Here is an 18,520-nt window from a genome sequence, read left to right as displayed (position 1 = left end):
CTTTCCCGAATCCATGCCGCTGACCCGCCTGTTCCTGAAACTCTACGCCCTGCTGCGCCTTTTTTTGGGCAAAAACGCCCAGACCGCCTGGCTTTTCCACCCCACCTGCACCGGGCACGAACCCGGAGTAAACCATCCCGATTCGCCCGACCGCATCCTCTGCATCGAGCAGGCATTGCGCCGCGCCGGTATTTGGCAGCACCTCCAAACCGTAGAGGCGGAAGAAATCAGCGATACGCGCCTTGCACTTGTCCACTCGAGCAAATATCTGAACCGTTTGGAATCTTGCCTGCCCCCAAAATGCAAGATTTTTCGCCTGGATGACGACACTGCAATCAGCACAGGCTCGCTGTCTGCCGCACGCTTTGCCGCCGGTTCGGCAGTTCAGGCAGTCGACATGGTCATGAACCGCAAAGCATGGCATGCCTTTTGCGCCGCCCGCCCGCCGGGGCATCACGCGAAAAGCGGCAAAGCCGGCGGATTCTGCCTGCTGAACAACGTTGCCGCCGGCGTCATGCATGCCATTGCCGAATACCGCCTGAAACGCATTGCCGTCATCGATTTCGATGTCCACTACGGCGATGGTACGGCAGAAATATTCAAAGACGATCCGCGCATCCTGTTTTTCAACCTGTTTGAAACCGACCTTTTCCCCTTCCCCAAAAACAACGATATGCCCGACGGAGGCAATATGGTGCACCTGCCCTTGCCGCCGGGAACGGGCAGCCGCACATTCCGCGAAGCCGTCCGCAGACAGTGGTTACCCCGACTTGCCGCATTCAAACCCGAACTGGTACTGCTGTCGGCAGGATTCGACGCACACCGTCTGGACGAATCGGGCAGGCTCAACCTGCACGAGGCGGATTTTGCCTGGCTGACACACAAAATCATTCAGACGGCATCCAGCTGCTCCGGCAAAATCGTATCCGTACTCGAAGGCGGCTACACCCTTGAACCTCTGGCACAATCTGCTGCCGAGCATATCCGCGTGCTGGCAGGGCTGGGCAAATCCGATGCCGCAACCGCCTATCAGAAAACACTGAACCCAACAAAAAAACGGTTTGCCAAACCGAAAACCGGACAGGTGCGCCAACCTACCCAATCCGACCGTTACGATATAAATGCCGTCTGAAGCCGATTCGGTTTTCAGACGGCATCATTATTTGACCTGACGCAAACAGAAAGCCTTCCGCGTGCTTAAACACATCTCTTGTAGTAAAATAACATCTAAACAGATTCAACCGGAAACGGTCAGGCTTCTTCACGCCATTCCCATTTCAACCGCCGTCCGACATTTTTCAGACGGCATTCCTACTTGAAAACAAGGAGCGTTACAATGAAAGCAGCACGTTTTTACGATAAAGGCGATATCCGTATCGAAGACATCCCCGAACCGACCGTCGCCCCCGGCACCGTCGGCATCAATGTTGCCTGGTGCGGCATCTGCGGTACCGACCTGCACGAATTCATGGAAGGTCCGATTTTCATCCCGCCCTGCGGTCATCCGCACCCGATTTCCGGCGAGTCCGCTCCCGTAACGATGGGACACGAGTTCTCCGGCGTGGTCTATGCCGTCGGCGAAGGCGTGGACGACATCAAAGTCGGTCAACACGTCGTTGTCGAGCCTTACATCGTACACGACGACGTACCGACCGGCCCGGGCAGCAACTACCACCTCTCCAAAGATATGAACTTTATCGGCTTGGGCGGCTGCGGCGGCGGTCTGTCCGAAAAAATCGCCGTCAAACGCCGTTGGGTGCATCCGATTTCCGACAAAATCCCGTTGGATCAAGCCGCTTTGATCGAACCGCTGTCTGTCGGACACCACGCCTATGTACGCAGCGGCGCGAAAGAAGGCGATGTCGCATTGGTTGGCGGTGCAGGCCCGATCGGTTTGCTGTTGGCTGCCGTGCTGAAAGCCAAAGGCATCAAAGTCATCATCACCGAGTTGAGTAAAGCACGCAAAGACAAAGCGCGCGAATCCGGCGTTGCCGACTACATCCTCGACCCGTCCGAAGTCGATGTCGTCGAAGAAGTGAAAAAACTGACCAATGGCGAAGGCGTGGACGTGGCATTCGAATGTACCAGCGTGAACAAAGTGTTGGATACTTTGGTCGAAGCCTGCAAACCTGCCGCCAACTTGGTTATCGTATCCATCTGGAGTCACCCCGCCACCGTCAACGTCCACAGCGTCGTGATGAAAGAGCTGGACGTGCGCGGCACCATCGCCTACTGCAACGACCACGCCGAAACCATCAAACTGGTTGAAGAAGGCAAAATCAACCTCGAACCCTTTATCACCCAGCGCATCAAGCTGGACGAACTGGTTTCCGAAGGCTTCGAGCGTCTGATCCACAACAACGAATCCGCCGTTAAAATTATTGTGAATCCAAACCTGTAAGCAAATTATATTTGCAACAGCACAAATGCCGTCTGAAACGCTCAGACGGCATTTTCCAACGAAACGTAACAGGCGTATTGCCCGAGAGCAGCCGTTTAGCCTATCATTCCGAACAAACAGAAACAAACAGAAGGAAAATCATGGGAGATTCCGTACTATCCGCCATCCAACAAACCATCACCCAGCGAAAATCTGCCGACCCGTCCGAATCTTACGTCGCACAGCTCCTGCATAAGGGCGAAGACAAAATCCTAAAAAAAGTGATTGAAGAAGCGGGCGAAGTGTTGATGGCATCCAAAGACAAAGACCCGTCCCACCTGGTTTACGAAGTTGCCGACTTATGGTTTCACACCATGGTTCTTCTGACACACCACGACCTGAAGGCGGAAGACGTACTGGACGAACTTGTGCGCCGTCAAGGTTTGTCGGGCTTGGCCGAAAAAGCCGCTCGCACAGAATCTTGAATTTATATTACAATCCGCACTTTCCCACATTCAATCCGTCTGACCGCTTTTCAGACGGCATCGGAGCTGTTATGGACAACTGTATTTTCTGCAAAATCGCCGCCAAAGACATTCCGGCGCAAACCGTCTATGAAGACGGGGAGATGATTTGTTTCAAAGACATCAACCCCGCTGCTCCGGTTCATCTGCTGCTGATTCCCAAAGTCCATTTCGATTCGTTGGCACACGCCGCTCCCGAACATCAGATGCTGCTGGGCAAAATGATGTTGAAAGTTCCCGAAATCGCCAAAGCGGCAGGACTGGCAGACGGTTTCAAAACCCTTATCAATACCGGCAAAGGCGGCGGACAAGAGGTCTTCCACCTGCATATACACATCATGGGCACACCCGTATAAACCGTTATTTCACAATCAACCCCCTAATACTTACTTAAGGATACATCATGGGCAGTTTTTCTCTTACGCACTGGATTATCGTACTGATTATCGTCGTTTTGATATTCGGCACCAAAAAACTGCGCAACGTCGGCAAAGACCTCGGCGGCGCGGTTCATGACTTCAAACAGGGGCTGAACGAAGGCACAGACGGCAAAGAAGCCAAAAAAGACGATGTAATCGAACACAAAAAAGACGAAGACAAAGCATAACTTATGTTTGATTTCGGTTTGGGCGAGCTGATTTTGGTCGGCATTATCGCCCTGATTGTCCTCGGCCCCGAACGCCTGCCCGAGGCCGCCCGCACCGCCGGACGGCTCATCGGCAGGCTGCAACGCTTTGTCGGAAGCGTCAAACAGGAATTTGACACTCAAATCGAACTGGAAGAGCTGAGGAAGGCCAAGCAGGAATTCGAAGCTGCCGCCGCTCAGGTTCGAGACAGCCTCAAAGAAACCGATACGGATATGCAGAACAGTCTGCACGACATTTCCGACGGTCTGAAGCCTTGGGAAAAACTGCCCGAACAGCGCACGCCTGCTGATTTCGGTGTCGATGAAAACGGCAATCCCCTTCCCGATGCGGCAAACACCCTATCAGACGGCATTTCCGACGTTATGCCGTCCGAACGTTCCTACGCTTCCGCCGAAACCCTTGGGGACAGCGGGCAAACCGGCAGTACAGCCGAACCCGCGGAAACCGACCAAGACCGCGCATGGCGGGAATACCTGACTGCTTCTGCCGCCGCACCCGTCGTACAGACCGTCGAAGTCAGCTATATCGATACTGCTGTTGAAACGCCTGTTCCGCACACCACTTCCCTGCGCAAACAGGCAATAAGCCGCAAACGCGATTTTCGTCCGAAACACCGCGCCAAACCGAAATTGCGCGTCCGTAAATCATAAAGAGGGCAAATCCGGTGTCCGAAACACAAAACGAACAAACCGTCCAACCGCTTGTCGAGCATCTCATCGAGCTGCGCCGCCGCCTGATGTGGATGGTTATCGGCATTCTCGTCTGCTTTTTCGGCATGATGCCGTTTGCCCAACAACTCTATACTTTTATCGCCGACCCGCTGATGGCAAACCTGCCAAAAGACACCAGCATGATTGCCACCGACGTCATCGCACCATTTTTCGTGCCGGTCAAAGTTACCCTGATGGCGGCATTTTTAATTTCGCTGCCGCATACGCTCTACCAAATCTGGGCATTTGTCGCCCCCGCACTCTATCAAAACGAAAAACGCCTGATTACCCCGCTTGTCCTCTCAAGCGTCAGCCTGTTTTTCATCGGCATGGCGTTTGCCTATTTTCTGGTTTTCCCCGTCATTTTCAAATTCCTTGCCGGCGTTACCCCTGTCGGCGTCAATATGGCGACAGACATCGACAAATACCTGTCCTTTATCTTAGGCATGTTCGTTGCGTTCGGCACAACCTTTGAAGTTCCCATCGTCGTTATTCTGTTAACCAAAATCGGCGTGGTAACAACCGGACAGCTTAAACATGCCCGTCCCTATGTTATTGTCGGTGCTTTTGTCATTGCCGCAGTCATCACACCGCCCGACGTTATTTCACAAACCCTGCTTGCCATTCCACTGATTCTCTTATACGAAGCAGGTATTTGGTTCGGACGCTTCTTCACTCCACGTTCAGAACAGGATGGCGACATACGGCCGCCTGCAAAAACCTGACACTATGCCGTCTGAAGCCCCGCCTCATACCGCCACAGATTAAGGAATACCTTTGAATACCCTCTATTTAGGTTCAAACAGCCCACGCAGAATGGAAATCCTGACGCAGTTGGGCTATCGGGTCGTCAAGCTGCCTGCCGACATCGACGAAACGGTCAGACAGAACGAAGACCCTGCCCGTTACGTTCAAAGGATGGCAGAAGAAAAAAACCGAACCGCCCTGACCCTCTTTTGCGAAACCAACGGCACAATGCCCGATTTCCCCCTGATTACCGCCGACACCTGCGTCGTTTCAGACGGCATCATATTGGGCAAACCCCACTCCCAAGCCGAAGCGGTCAAATTCCTAAAACTGCTGTCGGGCACCAGGCATACCGTCCTGACTGCCGTCTATATCCACTATCGCGGCAATGCGAAAAACTGCCTCCAAACCAACCACGTCGCCTTCAAGCCCCTGAGTTCGGAAGAAATTTCCGCCTATGTACAAAGCGGCGAACCTATGGATAAAGCCGGTGCCTACGCCGTGCAAGGCATAGGCGGTATCTTTATCCAATCTATCGAAGGCAGCTTCAGCGGCATTATGGGGCTGCCTGTTTATGAAACCGTTTCGATGTTGCAGGATTTGGGATACCGTACCCCACCCCTCATCCGAGCCTAACCAGTAAAGACCGCCGTGAACAGACAAACCGCTTACCTCCTTGCCTCTTTCAGCCTGATCGCACTGATAATCCTGTCCCTTTCCTGGGAACTGTGGATTGCACCGTTGCGCCCGGGCGGCTCGTGGCTCGCGCTCAAAGCCCTCCCCCTCTGTCTGCCGCTTTCAGGCATCTTGAAAAAGAACATCTACACCTACCAATACAGCTCCATGCTGGTTCTGATTTACTTTGCCGAAGCCGTCATGCGCCTGTTCGACGCCTATCCGGCAGAACAGATTTGCGCCGCACTGTCTGCCGCATTGAGCATCTGCTTCTTTATCTCCTGTCTCTCGTTTGTCAAACAACACAAAAAAACAAACAATGTCCGCTGAAACACCCTCATCCGATCCGCATCCTGTCGGCAGAGTGCCGGTTTGCCTGCTGCTCTGTTTCCTTTGGATCAACATAGCCCCCTTCATTTCCACACTCAGGGTAGGCCCGGCATCCGGCTTCTATCTCGAAGCCGCCTCCGCAACCGGTCTGATCGTTCTGCTGTTTCTGACCGCCAGACACAAACTGTTCGACACCAAAATCCCCGCCGTCGGCTTTCTCCTGCTTGCCATGGCGGCATTCTGGTGGCTTCAGGCACGGCTGATGAATCTGATCTACACCGGCATGAACGACATCGTTTCCTGGATTTTCGTCCTACTCGCCATCAGCGCATGGGCGTGCAAAGGTCTGACCGCACGCTTCGGGCAGGAACGCATCGTAACCCTGTTTGCCTGGTCGCTGTTCATCGGAGCATTGCTCCAATCCTGCGTTGCCATCATGCAGTTTGTCGGATGGTCGGACATTTCCCTGTTCCGAGGCATCATCGCCTACAGTGGCGGAAACGTAAACGGTCAGCTCGGACAACGCAACCACCTCGGACACTACCTCATGTGGGGCATACTCTCCGCCGCTTACCTCCACAGCCAACGGAAAATTCCCGCACCGTATGGTGCAATCTGCCTGCTGATGCTTACCTCCGTTTTAGGTTTGGTCAACTCCCGTACCATCTTGGGCTATATCGCCGCCATTGTCCTCATCCTTCCCTGCTGGTATTTCCATTCAGGCAAATCCTCCAGACGGATTGTCCTCAGCATAGCCGCCGCCGCCGCACTTGCCGCACTGTTCCAATTTTCCATGAACACCATCTTGGAAACCTTTACCCACATCCGCTACGAAACCGCCGTCGAACGCGTCGGCAACAGCAGTTTTTCCGGCTCGTTGCGCCAAATCGAATGGAACAAAGCCATCGTAGCATTCCAATCTACCCCACTGTTCGGACACGGCTGGAACAGTTTTGCGCAACAGACCTTCCTGCTCAATGCCGAACAACACAATCTCAGCAACAATATCCTCAACGTCCTATTCACCCATTCGCACAACATCATTCTCCAACTCCTTGCAGAAACCGGAATCAGCGGTACACTTTTAGTGGCCGTAACACTGATGACCGGTATTGCCGGACTGCTGAAACGGTCCGGCACACCGGCCTCGCTTTTCCTGCTTTGCACCCTTGCCGTCAGCATGTGCCACAGCATGCTCGAATACCCGTTGTGGTACGTATATTTCCTCATCCCGTTCAGCCTGATGATCTTTCTCTCCGAACCAGGCACTTCAGACGGCATATCCTGTACGGCAACCGCCAACCGTAGCATACAGGCTGCCTCCCTTATCCTACTTGCAGGACTTCTGCACTTAGGCTGGACATACACCCAACTAGTTCGCTTCAGCACCATACGCCAGAGCGACAATACGCAAACCGTCCAAAAGAAAATCGACGGACTGCGCCGCATTTCCGAAAACACTTCCATGCTGTCCTACTACGCCGACCTCAGCCTCAGCAAACGCGCCTCACCGACCGACACCGAAATCCACCCTTGGGCAGAACAGGCAACCCTCAAAGCCCTAACCTACCGCCCCTATTCCAATACCTACCAGGTCGCCCTCTACCTCATGCGCCAAGGGAAAACAGAAGAGGCACGGCAATGGATGCAGGCAACACAGTCCTATTATCCCTACCTCATGCCCTTTTACGCCGGCAAAATCCGACAACACCCCGCACTGGCACCGCTGCTGCCCGATTTGCTCAAAGACTGCAAAATTTTCGTCAACACGCCGCAACACCAGAAAGCACAATCCTGCGACTGATTCGGTCCAAACGAATACAGATGCCTACTGAAATGTAAAGACCCTTGCAAAGCATTGCAAAAAACAGCAAACACGCAGAAAAATACGCTATCAAAAAACATTGCAGCCGTGTTAAGATAAACCATTGAACACTCGTTTCATGCCCGTCCCAAACCCGGCGGGCGCATACCACCACGGAAAAGGAAACACCATGAGCCGCGTATTACTCGTAGATGACGATGCCCTGCTGACCGAACTGCTGACCGAATACCTGAGCGCCGAAGGTCTGAACGTCCACAGCGTTCCCGACGGGGAAGCAGGCGTACAGGAAATCCTGAGCGGGCAATACGATGTAGTCGTATTGGATTCCATGATGCCCAAAATGAACGGCTTGGATGTCTTGAAAAACGTACGCGCCCAAAGCACCGTCCCCATCATCATGCTGACCGCCAAAGGCGACGACATCGACCGAATCATCGGCTTGGAAATGGGTGCGGACGACTATGTCCCCAAACCCTGCACACCACGTGAACTCTTGGCACGCATCAATGCCATCCTGCGCCGCGCACAACACAGCGGCGAACAGAACAACGCACCCAACAGCATCTCCGTCAGCGATGTCGTCCTGTACCCCGCCAAACGCCAGGCATCCGTCAAAGACACTCCGCTCGAACTGACCAGCACCGAATTCAACCTGCTCGAAGTCCTGATGCGCCATGCCGGACAAGTAGTCAGCAAAGAAACCCTGTCCGTCGAAGCACTCGACCGCAAGCTGGCAAAATTCGACCGCAGTATCGACGTACACATCTCCAGCATCCGCCACAAGTTGGGCGATGCCTCCCTGATTCAAACCGTACGCGGCTTGGGCTACCTGTTTGTCAAAAACTGAAGCAGCGGGCAAATGAAACTGTTCCAACGCATTTTCGCCACATTTTGCGCGGTTATCGTCTGCGCAATCTTTGTGGCGAGTTTTTCTTTTTGGCTGGTGCAGAACACCCTTGCCAAAAACCAGTTCAACCAACGCCGCACCATCGAAACCACATTGATGGGCAGCATTATTTCCGCATTCAAGACACGGGGCGACAACGGCGCGCGCGAAATCCTGACCGAATGGAAAGACAGCCCCGTCTCATCCGCCGTTTACGTCATACAGGGCGACGAGAAAAAAGACATCTTAAACCGCTATATCGACAATTACACCATAGAACGCGCCCGGCTGTTTGCCGCCAACAACCCCCATTCCAACCTTGTCCGCATCGAATACGACCGTTTCGGCGAAGAATACCTGTTCTTCATTAAAGGCTGGGACAACCACCAGGCACAACGCCTGCCCAGCCCGCTGTTTATCCCGGGCCTGCCGCTTGCCCCGATTTGGCACGAATTCATCATCCTCTCCTTCATCATCATCGTCGGACTGCTGATGGCATATATCCTTGCCGGCAACATTGCCAAACCCATCAGAATCTTAGGCAACGGCATGGACAGGGTGGCAAACGGAGAACTTGAAACCCGTATCTCCCAACAGGTCGACGACCGCGACGACGAATTGTCCCATCTTGCCATCCAATTCGACAAAATGGCGGAAAAACTCGAAAAACTCGTTGCCAAAGAACGCCACCTGCTCCACCACGTTTCCCACGAAATGCGCTCCCCGCTTGCCCGTATGCAGGCAATTGTCGGACTGATTCAGGCACAGCCCCAAAAACAGGAACAATATCTCAAACGGCTGGAAGGCGAACTGACCCGCATGGATACGCTGGTCGGGGAACTGTTAACCCTGTCCCGCCTCGAAACCTCCAATATGGCTTTGGAAAAAGAAAGCCTGAAACTCCTGCCCTTTCTAGGCAACCTGGTAGAAGACAACCAAAGTATCGCCCAAAAGAACGAACAGACGGTCGCCCTGTCCGTCGACGGAAAAATCCCCGAAAACACAACCATCCTTGCCAACGAAAGCTACCTGTACCGCGCCTTCGACAACGTCATCCGCAACGCCGTCAACTACAGTCCCGAAGGCAGCACCATCCTGATCAACATCGGACAAGACCACAAACACTGGATAATCGACGTTACCGACAACGGTCCCGGCGTGGACGAAATGCAGCTCCCGCACATCTTCACCGCTTTCTACCGTGCAGACTCCAGTGCCAACAAACCCGGAACAGGGCTTGGACTTGCCCTGACACAACACATCATCGAGCAGCACTGCGGCAAAATCATCGCCGAAAACATCAAACCGAACGGTCTGCGGATGCGCTTTATCCTACCCAAGAAAAAAACCGGTTCCAAAACAGAAAAAAGTGCAAACTGACCATAATGCCGTCTGAACCGGCTTCAGACGGCATTGCACAAACAGTTACCCCAAAACAAACACACAGCGGGTGCATCTCCAAAAATCACGCACATACCGTCCGAAAAGGAATATATCATGTCGGCACAAACCGATCCCGGCTACTTCTTCATGCCCAACCACATCATCCTGATAGGTGCGAGCGAACGTCCGTACAGCCTGGGCGAACGTGTACTCAGCAACCTGCTGAGTACGCCCTTTCAAGGAAAAATCACCCCCGTAAACCCGCGCCACCACACCATAGCCGGACTGCCTGCCTACACCAGCCTCAACAAAATCCCCGGCAGTGCAGACCTGATTATTGCTGTTACCCCGCCCGACAGTTACGACACACTCTTCAAAACCTGCCGTAAAAAGCAGCTCCGACACATCATCCTCATACAGGACTGGGACAGCCTGTCTGCCGCAGAACTGCACACCGCCGAAACTGCCATCCGCAAACACCACGGCAACGGACTCAACATCACCGCCTGCACCACCGCAGGCATCCAACTGCCCTCACTCGGACTCAACATCAGTACCCAAGACGGATACGCCGCAGGCCATACCGCCATACTGACCGGCAATGCCGCCGTCAGCCGTCAAATCGACAACATCCTGAACAAACTCCGTCAAGGCACATCCCGCCACATCAGCCTGCATCCCGGCATCAGCCCCATCACATCCGCCGATTGGCTCAACCGCTTCGGACACAGCCTGCACACCAAAACCGCCGTCCTACACTACAACCCTGAAGAGGATCAGCGCAAACTGTTCAGCGCAATCCGCCAATTTACCCGCCATACGCCGCTGATTCTCCACATCACCTACCGCACGACAGAAACCGACCGTGCCGTACTGCACAGCCTCGCCCGACACTGCAACTTCCTCATCAGTTTCAACGCCGACAACCTCGAAGCCGCACTGCGCGCCCAACTGTCCGACATTCCACCCCTGTCCCGACTCGACATCCTGTCCGACACGCCTGCCGAATGGCTGCACGCGCACACCCCCGAAAACCTTACCCTCCACTTTCCCAACCTTCCCCACCACATCCGCAACGGACACCTGACCAGCACACCCACACCCTCAATCTGCCACAACATCGCCTCACGTCAGCTTGCCCGCCCCGACACCCAAGCCGTCCTGACCATCCTCAGCCCCTCCGGACACGAGGATTACAAAAAAACAGCACGCGCCCTTATCCGCCTGTCCGCACAGACCGCCAAACCCCTGCTCGTCAGCAGCCCCTTTTCAGACGGCATAACACATTTCGACACCCCCACTCAGGCAATCCGCACCCTTTCCTACCGCAACACCGCCGCCGCCCTGAAACAGGCACAGCTCGACATTGCACCGCCGCAGCCATGCCGTCTGAAAACACCGCAACCCCAAAACATCAAAAAAGCCCTTGTAGCGGCAAATTCCTCCCTGCTCGCCGAAGCCCTGCACCTCCCCTCCTACCGGCACACTACCCATAACGCCGTCCAATTCCAATTCGGCAGCCACCCCCTCTATGGCGACATCCTGACCGCATGCTGCAACGGACAAACCACTGCCGTACTCCCGCCGTTTACCACGCTCGACAGCCGCCACCTTGCCCGCTTTGCCGAACTCGACGGCACACAAACCCTCGACCAGTTCCTGCACACACTGACCGTCATTCCCGAATACTGCCAACACATTCTCGGCATCACCCTCAACCTCAACGGCGGACAATACAGCAGCGATTTCATCTTAAAGACACCCGAAACACACGACACGCCCAAACGCAAGAACACAGGCAAAGCCGCCCAAACCCTCGAACATGCCGCAGCAAAAATGCAGAGTGCCGCTGCATACCTGAAACACAAAAACCCGACAGCCGCCGAATTTCTCCGCCACACAAGCGAAGCCGCCGCAGAACTGCTCGGCAGCAAAACCGAAACCGGAGCAGCCGTACCCAACGTACTTGCCCCCTATCCCGCAGCACACCCCAAAACACTGTCCCTAAAAAACGACACGACCGTTACCATTACCCCCCTTTTGCCCGAAGACGCAGAAGCCAAACAGCAGTTCGTCCGCAGCCTCAGCCCCGAAGCACGGTACACACGCTTCATGACCCACACCAACGAACTGCCCGCAGCCACGTTGGCACGCCTGTGCAACCCGGACTACTACTGTGAAGCCGCATGGACGGCAAAGGATGCCGACAGCAACATCGTCGCCGTCGTCCGCCACAGCCGCCTGAACCGCAACGAATGCGAATTTGGCATCACACTGGCGGAACATATGCGCGGCAGCGGACTGGCACAGAAAATGATGGAACTCATCATCCAAACCGCCGCACAGCAAGGCTACCGGACTATGAGTGCCGACATTCTCAAAACCAATACTCCCATGATCAAACTTGCTGAAAAATCAGGATTTACCCTCAAGGAATCGGACACCGAAAAAAACCTGTACCGCGCATATCTGAACCTTGCGGCAGACAAAACAACAGAAAAAACAAATAAAAACTTGCGCACCGACCACAAAATAACCTAAAATCGGCAGTTTCCATATATCCGATTTTCTCAAAAGGACTCAAAATGGTAGTTATCCGTTTGGCACGCGGCGGCTCGAAACACCGCCCCTTCTACAACGTCATCGTTACTGACTCACGCAGCCGCCGCGACGGCCGCTTCATCGAACGCGTAGGCTTCTACAACCCCGTAGCCAACGAAAAACAAGAGCGCGTCCGCCTCAATGCAGACCGCCTGAACCACTGGATTGCACAAGGCGCGCAAGTCAGCGACTCCGTTGCAAAACTGATTAAAGAACAAAAAGCCGCCTAATCCGCATTTGCCGCCATGACAGACACTCAAAACCGGGTAGCCATGGGCTACATCAAAGGTGTATTCGGCATAAAAGGCTGGCTAAAAATTGCTGCCAATACCGAGTATTCCGACAGCCTTTTGGATTACCCCGAGTGGCAATTGGTCAAAGACGGCAAAACCGTCAGTGTTACCCTTGAAGCTGGAAAAGTTGTCAACGGTGAGCTCCAAGTCAAATTCGAAGGCATAGACGACCGCGATTCGGCATTCTCATTGCGCGGTTACACCATCGAAATACCCCGTGAAGCATTCGCCCCGACAGAAGAAGACGAATACTACTGGGCAGACTTGGTCGGCATGACCGTCGTCAACAAAGACCACACCGTTTTAGGCAAGGTAAGCAACCTGATGGAAACCGGCGCAAACGACGTATTAATGATTGACGGAGAACACGGGCAGATTCTGATTCCGTTCGTTTCCCAATATATCGAAACCGTCGATACCGGCAGCAAGACCATTACTGCCGACTGGGGTTTGGACTACTGATGCTTATCCAGGCAGTTACCATTTTCCCCGAAATGTTCGACAGCATTACCCGCTACGGCGTAACGGGACGCGCGAACAGACAGGGAATCTGGCAGTTTGAAGCAGTCAATCCCCGAAAGTTTGCCGACAACAGATTGGGCTACATCGACGACCGCCCATTCGGCGGTGGTCCGGGAATGATTATGATGGCTCCGCCGCTTCATGCGGCAATAGAACACGCCAAAGCACAATCTTCCCAAACCGCAAAAGTCATTTACCTCAGCCCCCAAGGAAAACCGCTGACACACCAAAAAGCGGCAGAACTGGCAGAACTTCCGCATCTGATTCTGCTGTGCGGACGCTATGAGGGAATAGACGAAAGACTGCTGCAAAGCAGCGTCGATGAAGAAATCAGCATCGGAGACTTCGTTGTTTCCGGCGGAGAGCTTCCCGCCATGATGCTGATGGATGCAGTATTGAGGCTCGTACCCGGCGTATTGGGCGACATGCAGTCTGCCGAACAGGATTCGTTCTCAAGCGGCATTTTGGACTGCCCCCACTACACCAAACCCTTAGAATTTCAAGGCATGGCTGTTCCGGAAGTATTGCGTTCCGGCAATCATGGCTTGATAGCGGAATGGCGGTTGGAACAATCGCTGCGCCGCACCTTGGAGCGCAGACCCGATCTTTTGGAAAAGCGCGTTTTAATCCCAAAGGAATCCCGCCTCTTGGAAACTATCCGGCAAGAGCAACGGGAAATCCAATCATAATTTAGGAAAAAAACAATGAACCTGATTCAACAGCTCGAGCAAGAAGAAATTGCCCGCCTGAACAAAGAAATTCCCGAATTCGCACCGGGCGACACCGTAGTCGTATCCGTACGCGTCGTGGAAGGTACCCGCAGCCGTCTGCAAGCCTACGAAGGCGTGGTTATTGCCCGTCGCAACCGTGGTCTGAACAGCAACTTTATCGTCCGTAAAATTTCCAGCGGCGAAGGTGTTGAACGTACTTTCCAACTGTACTCCCCTACCGTTGAGAAAATCGAAGTCAAACGCCGTGGCGATGTCCGCCGTGCCAAACTTTACTATCTGCGCGGTCTGACCGGCAAAGCTGCACGCATTAAAGAAAAATTGCCTGCACGCAAAGGTTAATAAGCGATTTCCCCCAATGCCGTCTGAACCTTCAGACGGCATTTTTTATCGCCGCAATATCAACAAGACAACGATATTCCCAATCCGCCTCCCCTGCTTAACAAGCACTCCCGTCTATTCAAACAAAATTTACAGACCAAACGTTATACAGTATCATAGCCGCCATATAACGATAACCGCTTTGCCAACTTCCCTTTCAAAACCGCAAATCATTATGACACCTTCCCTCTTACTGTCAGGATTGACCTTCCGACTCTTCCTCGCCCTGATTGCCGTATCCCTTTTATGGGGCGTTTACCTTTGGGCGGTATCGGTATGAGCATCATCGTTGAAAACCTGACCGTCAGCTACCGCCGCCGTCCTGCCGTACACCACGTTGACATTACTTTTGAAGAACACAGTATGTGGGCGGTTTTCGGCCCCAACGGCGCAGGGAAATCTACCTTTCTTAAATCCTTAATGGGATTGCAGCCCATCGACACGGGCAGCATCCGGCTGGACGGATTGACCCGCCAAAACATTGCCTACCTTCCCCAACAGTCCGACATCGACCGTTCCCAGCCTATGACCGTTTTCGACTTGGCGGCAATGGGGCTTTGGTATGAAATCGGCTTTTTCAAAGGGATAAATGCCGCTCAAAGACAACGCGTCCACGAAGCCTTGGAACGTGTAGGAATGCGGCAGTTTGCCCGCCGCCAAATCGCCCACCTCTCAAACGGACAATTCCAACGCGTCCTGTTTGCCCGAATGCTGGTTCAAAACGCCAAATTCCTACTTCTGGACGAACCCTTCAATGCCGTTGATGCACGGACAACCTACGAGCTTCTCGACGTGTTGCAAAAATGCCATTGCAACGGACACGCTATCATTGCCGTTTTGCACGATTACGAACAAGTCCGCGCCTACTTTCCCAATACCCTGCTGCTTGCACGTGAAAAAATTGCGGCAGGCGCAACCGAAACCGTGTTGGCAGAACCTTACCTTACCCGGGCCAACGCCAAGATGCAGAAACAGGAAAGCCCCGACTGGTGCGCCTCATAAATGCCGTCTGAAACCGAAACACTATGACTCCCTACGACCTGCTTATCACACCCTTTGCAGAATTCGACTTTATGCGCTACGCCTTCGCATCCGTCTTCTGCCTGTCCCTCAGTGCCGCACCCGTCGGCGTATTCCTCGTTATGCGGCGGATGAGCCTGATCGGCGACGCACTCAGCCACGCCGTCTTGCCCGGAGCCGCCGTCGGCTACATATTTGCCGGCTTGAGCCTGCCCGCTATGGGTGCGGGCGGGTTTGCCGCCGGTATGCTGATGGCGCTGCTTGCCGGACTTGTCAGCCGCTTTACCACCCTGAAAGAAGATGCCAACTTTGCCGCCTTTTATCTCAGCAGCCTCGCCATCGGCGTAATCCTCATCAGCAAAAACGGCAGCAGCGTCGATTTGCTCCACCTTCTTTTCGGCTCTGTGCTTGCCGTCGATATTCCCGCCCTGCAACTCATCGCCGCCGTCTCCGGCCTCACGCTCATTACCCTTGCCGTCATCTACCGCCCCCTCGTACTGGAAAGCATAGATCCCCTGTTCCTCAAATCCGTCAACGGCAAAGGCGGGCTTTGGCACGTCGTTTTCCTCATCCTCGTCGTTATGAACCTCGTATCCGGCTTCCAAGCCCTCGGCACCCTGATGTCGGTCGGATTGATGATGCTGCCCGCCATTACCGCCCGCCTATGGGCAAGAAATATGGGGACGCTCATTCTGTTGTCCGTCCTCATTGCCCTCTTTTGCGGTTTGACCGGACTGCTCATTTCCTACCACATCGAAATCCCATCCGGACCCGCCATCATCCTCTGTTGCAGCATCCTTTATCTCTTTTCCGTCATACTCGGAAAAGAAGGCGGCATCTTGCCCAAATGGCTCAAAAACCACCGCCACCATACCACCTGACACGGCAGGCTGCTTGAACAAACAGGCAGCTTGTTTTACCATAATGAATGTTACGTTATATCATAGGAGAACAATTATGAAACACCCCAAACTCACCCTTATCGCCGCATTGCTGACCACTGCCGCAACTGCCGCACCCCTGCCGGTTGTAACCAGTTTCAGCATTTTGGGCGACGTAGCCAAACAAATCGGCGGAGAGCGCGTATCCATACAAAACTTGGTCGGAGCCAACCAAGACACGCACGCCTATCATATGACCAGCGGCGACATTAAAAAAATCCGCAGTGCAAAACTCGTCCTGATTAACGGCTTGGGACTTGAAGCTGCCGATGTGCAACGTGCCGTCAAACAGAGCAAAGTATCCTATGCCGAAGCGACCAAAGGCATCCAACCCCTCAAAGCCGAAGAAGAAGGCGGACACCATCACGACCACGATCATGACCATGACCACGAAGGACACCACCACGACCACGGCGAATTCGACCCCCACGTCTGGAACGACCCCGTCCTTATGTCCGCCTATGCCCAAAACGTCGCCGAAGCCCTGATAAAGGCCGATCCCGAAGGCAAAGTTTATTATCAACAACGCTTGGGCAACTACCAAATGCAGCTCAAAAAACTGCACAGCGACGCACAAGCCGCATTTAACGCCGTCCCTGCCGCCAAACGCAAAGTCCTGACCGGGCACGATGCCTTTTCCTATATGGGCAAACGTTACCATATCGAATTCATCGCCCCGCAAGGCGTGAGCAGCGAAGCCGAGCCTTCAGCCAAACAAGTCGCCGCCATCATCCGACAAATCAAACGCGAAGGCATCAAAGCCGTATTTACCGAGAATATCAAAGACACCCGCATGGTTGACCGCATCGCCAAAGAAACCGGCATCAACGTCAGCGGCAAACTGTATTCCGACGCACTCGGCAACGCGCCCGCAGACACCTACATCGGCATGTACCGCCACAACATCAAGGCAATGAGCGAAGCGATGAAAAAATAAACCCTAAACACACAATGCCGTCTGAAACCTTTTTCAGACGGCATTCTCATACCCGTACACAAAAGGCAGCCCCACAACGCACAAATATATAGAGGATTAACAAAAACCAGTACGGTGTTGCCTCGCCTTGTCCTGATTTTTGTTAACCCACTATACAATGACCAACATAAACCATTGAAAAAAATGGATAAAATAATACAACGTATTATTTACAGAGTAAGTGCCTGAATATATAATCGGAAGATTACGTTAGCGTTAACTCTAATTGGTACAATCATGACCCGCACCAACAAAAAACATACGGCAATATCCAAACTCATCCTCACAGCAGCAGCCACAGGAATCGGCATATCCGCCGTGCCATACGCTCAGGCTGACGACAGTGCGGTAATGACGGTCAGAAAGCTGGTTATAAAAAAATCGGGAAATGATGCTGAAAATGACCATAAAGACATTATTTACGATTGGGATACATATACCTCGGAAGAGGTCGTCGTCGGCTATAGGGGCGATAACACCCTGATTACCGACATTGCACCTGGTGAGATTAATTTGGGATCGACTGATGCGGTTACCGGAGGTCAACTGTATTCCTACGTACCTGAAAAGATTGAGAAAAAGCTTGAGGAATTTATTCAAGATTTACCTGATAGAGTTGAGTCTGGATCAGACGTTAAAATTGAATATTCAAATAACCAACTAACTCTAACCCTTTCCAAAGATTTGAAAGATAAAATCAACAACATATCCTCCTCCGGAGGGGGGGGGAAATCCGCCTACGAAATCTGGAAAGAACAGAACTCAACCCTCGACGACAAATCCGAAGCCGCCTTCCTGAAATCCCTTAAAGGCGAAAAAGGTGAAAAAGGTGAAAAAGGCGAAAAAGGCGAAAAAGGCGAAACCGGTGCACAAGGTGCACAAGGCGAAAAAGGTGAAAAAGGTGAAAAAGGTGAAAAAGGTGAAAAAGGTGAAAAAGGTGAAAAAGGTGAA

The 18,520-nt window shown here is 53.2% G+C and carries 20 protein-coding genes and 1 pseudogene; all 21 read left to right on the top strand.

The window, feature by feature from the left end:
* The first annotated feature begins 13 nt into the window (after positions 1–13).
* Positions 14–1,132, top strand: coding sequence for a histone deacetylase family protein (locus KEM39_RS02125; protein WP_118997688.1), 1,119 nt, complete (start codon positions 14–16; stop codon positions 1,130–1,132).
* Between the two features lie 204 nt (positions 1,133–1,336).
* Positions 1,337–2,401 carry a 2,3-butanediol dehydrogenase gene (locus tag KEM39_RS02120; RefSeq protein ID WP_025456896.1) on the top strand — a complete coding sequence of 355 codons (1,065 nt, stop codon included), beginning with the start codon at positions 1,337–1,339 and terminating at the stop codon, positions 2,399–2,401.
* 140 nt (positions 2,402–2,541) lie between these two features.
* Positions 2,542–2,865, top strand: coding sequence for a phosphoribosyl-ATP diphosphatase (locus KEM39_RS02115; protein WP_118997689.1), 324 nt, complete (start codon positions 2,542–2,544; stop codon positions 2,863–2,865).
* A 71-nt stretch (positions 2,866–2,936) separates the two neighbouring features.
* Complete coding sequence (locus tag KEM39_RS02110; protein ID WP_002246030.1) at positions 2,937–3,260, top strand: histidine triad nucleotide-binding protein; 324 nt, start codon at positions 2,937–2,939, stop codon at positions 3,258–3,260.
* Positions 3,261–3,307: 47 nt separating this feature from the next.
* A complete protein-coding gene (tatA, locus tag KEM39_RS02105) occupies positions 3,308–3,511 on the top strand; it encodes a Sec-independent protein translocase subunit TatA (RefSeq protein ID WP_025457908.1) in 204 nt (67 codons plus the stop codon).
* A 3-nt stretch (positions 3,512–3,514) separates the two neighbouring features.
* Positions 3,515–4,201, top strand: coding sequence for a Sec-independent protein translocase protein TatB (gene tatB, locus KEM39_RS02100; protein WP_118997690.1), 687 nt, complete (start codon positions 3,515–3,517; stop codon positions 4,199–4,201).
* 14 nt (positions 4,202–4,215) lie between these two features.
* The gene (gene tatC / locus KEM39_RS02095; RefSeq protein ID WP_118997691.1) at positions 4,216–4,986 is read left to right on the top strand and encodes a twin-arginine translocase subunit TatC; all 771 of its coding nucleotides are present in this window, start codon (positions 4,216–4,218) and stop codon (positions 4,984–4,986) included.
* A gap of 52 nt (positions 4,987–5,038) precedes the next feature.
* Positions 5,039–5,644, top strand: coding sequence for a Maf family nucleotide pyrophosphatase (locus KEM39_RS02090; RefSeq protein WP_118997692.1), 606 nt, complete (start codon positions 5,039–5,041; stop codon positions 5,642–5,644).
* Positions 5,645–5,659: 15 nt separating this feature from the next.
* Positions 5,660–6,013, top strand: coding sequence for a DUF2069 domain-containing protein (locus KEM39_RS02085; RefSeq protein WP_025457904.1), 354 nt, complete (start codon positions 5,660–5,662; stop codon positions 6,011–6,013).
* Positions 6,003–7,817, top strand: a complete 1,815-nt coding sequence (locus KEM39_RS02080; protein WP_118997693.1) for a PglL family O-oligosaccharyltransferase — start codon at positions 6,003–6,005, stop codon at positions 7,815–7,817. The genes KEM39_RS02085 and KEM39_RS02080 overlap by 11 nt, the downstream gene beginning before the upstream one ends.
* Positions 7,818–8,007: 190 nt before the next feature.
* Positions 8,008–8,685, top strand: coding sequence for a two-component system response regulator MisR (misR, locus tag KEM39_RS02075; protein WP_061699231.1), 678 nt, complete (start codon positions 8,008–8,010; stop codon positions 8,683–8,685).
* 12 nt (positions 8,686–8,697) lie between these two features.
* Positions 8,698–10,104 (top strand): two-component system sensor histidine kinase MisS, encoded by a 1,407-nt coding sequence (gene misS / locus KEM39_RS02070; protein WP_211709535.1) that lies wholly within the window; start codon positions 8,698–8,700, stop codon positions 10,102–10,104.
* A 117-nt stretch (positions 10,105–10,221) separates the two neighbouring features.
* On the top strand, positions 10,222–12,648 hold the full coding sequence (locus KEM39_RS02065) for a bifunctional acetate--CoA ligase family protein/GNAT family N-acetyltransferase (protein WP_118997695.1): 2,427 nt from the start codon (positions 10,222–10,224) through the stop codon (positions 12,646–12,648).
* Positions 12,649–12,692: 44 nt separating this feature from the next.
* Entirely contained in the window at positions 12,693–12,938 is a 246-nt protein-coding gene (rpsP, locus tag KEM39_RS02060) for a 30S ribosomal protein S16 (protein WP_002214315.1), read from the top strand.
* 15 nt (positions 12,939–12,953) lie between these two features.
* Complete coding sequence (rimM, locus tag KEM39_RS02055) at positions 12,954–13,463, top strand: ribosome maturation factor RimM (protein ID WP_118997696.1); 510 nt, start codon at positions 12,954–12,956, stop codon at positions 13,461–13,463.
* Entirely contained in the window at positions 13,463–14,212 is a 750-nt protein-coding gene (trmD, locus tag KEM39_RS02050; protein ID WP_118853326.1) for a tRNA (guanosine(37)-N1)-methyltransferase TrmD, read from the top strand. Before rimM ends, trmD begins: the two co-directional genes overlap by 1 nt.
* A gap of 15 nt (positions 14,213–14,227) precedes the next feature.
* Positions 14,228–14,593, top strand: coding sequence for a 50S ribosomal protein L19 (rplS, locus tag KEM39_RS02045; RefSeq protein WP_002217809.1), 366 nt, complete (start codon positions 14,228–14,230; stop codon positions 14,591–14,593).
* A gap of 315 nt (positions 14,594–14,908) precedes the next feature.
* On the top strand, positions 14,909–15,634 hold the full coding sequence (locus KEM39_RS02040; RefSeq protein WP_192886334.1) for a metal ABC transporter ATP-binding protein: 726 nt from the start codon (positions 14,909–14,911) through the stop codon (positions 15,632–15,634).
* A gap of 23 nt (positions 15,635–15,657) precedes the next feature.
* Complete coding sequence (locus KEM39_RS02035; RefSeq protein ID WP_118997698.1) at positions 15,658–16,533, top strand: metal ABC transporter permease; 876 nt, start codon at positions 15,658–15,660, stop codon at positions 16,531–16,533.
* Positions 16,534–16,609: 76 nt separating this feature from the next.
* Positions 16,610–17,530, top strand: a complete 921-nt coding sequence (locus KEM39_RS02030; protein ID WP_118997699.1) for a metal ABC transporter solute-binding protein, Zn/Mn family — start codon at positions 16,610–16,612, stop codon at positions 17,528–17,530.
* A gap of 276 nt (positions 17,531–17,806) precedes the next feature.
* Positions 17,807–18,520, top strand: a pseudogene (locus tag KEM39_RS02025) (hypothetical protein); the annotation flags it as partial.

Source organism: Neisseria sp. Marseille-Q1983 (genome assembly GCF_018224585.1).
GTDB lineage: Bacteria > Pseudomonadota > Gammaproteobacteria > Burkholderiales > Neisseriaceae > Neisseria > Neisseria polysaccharea.
The sequence above is the reverse complement of the archived record's forward strand: the minus strand, read 5'-3'. Positions and strand labels throughout refer to the sequence as shown.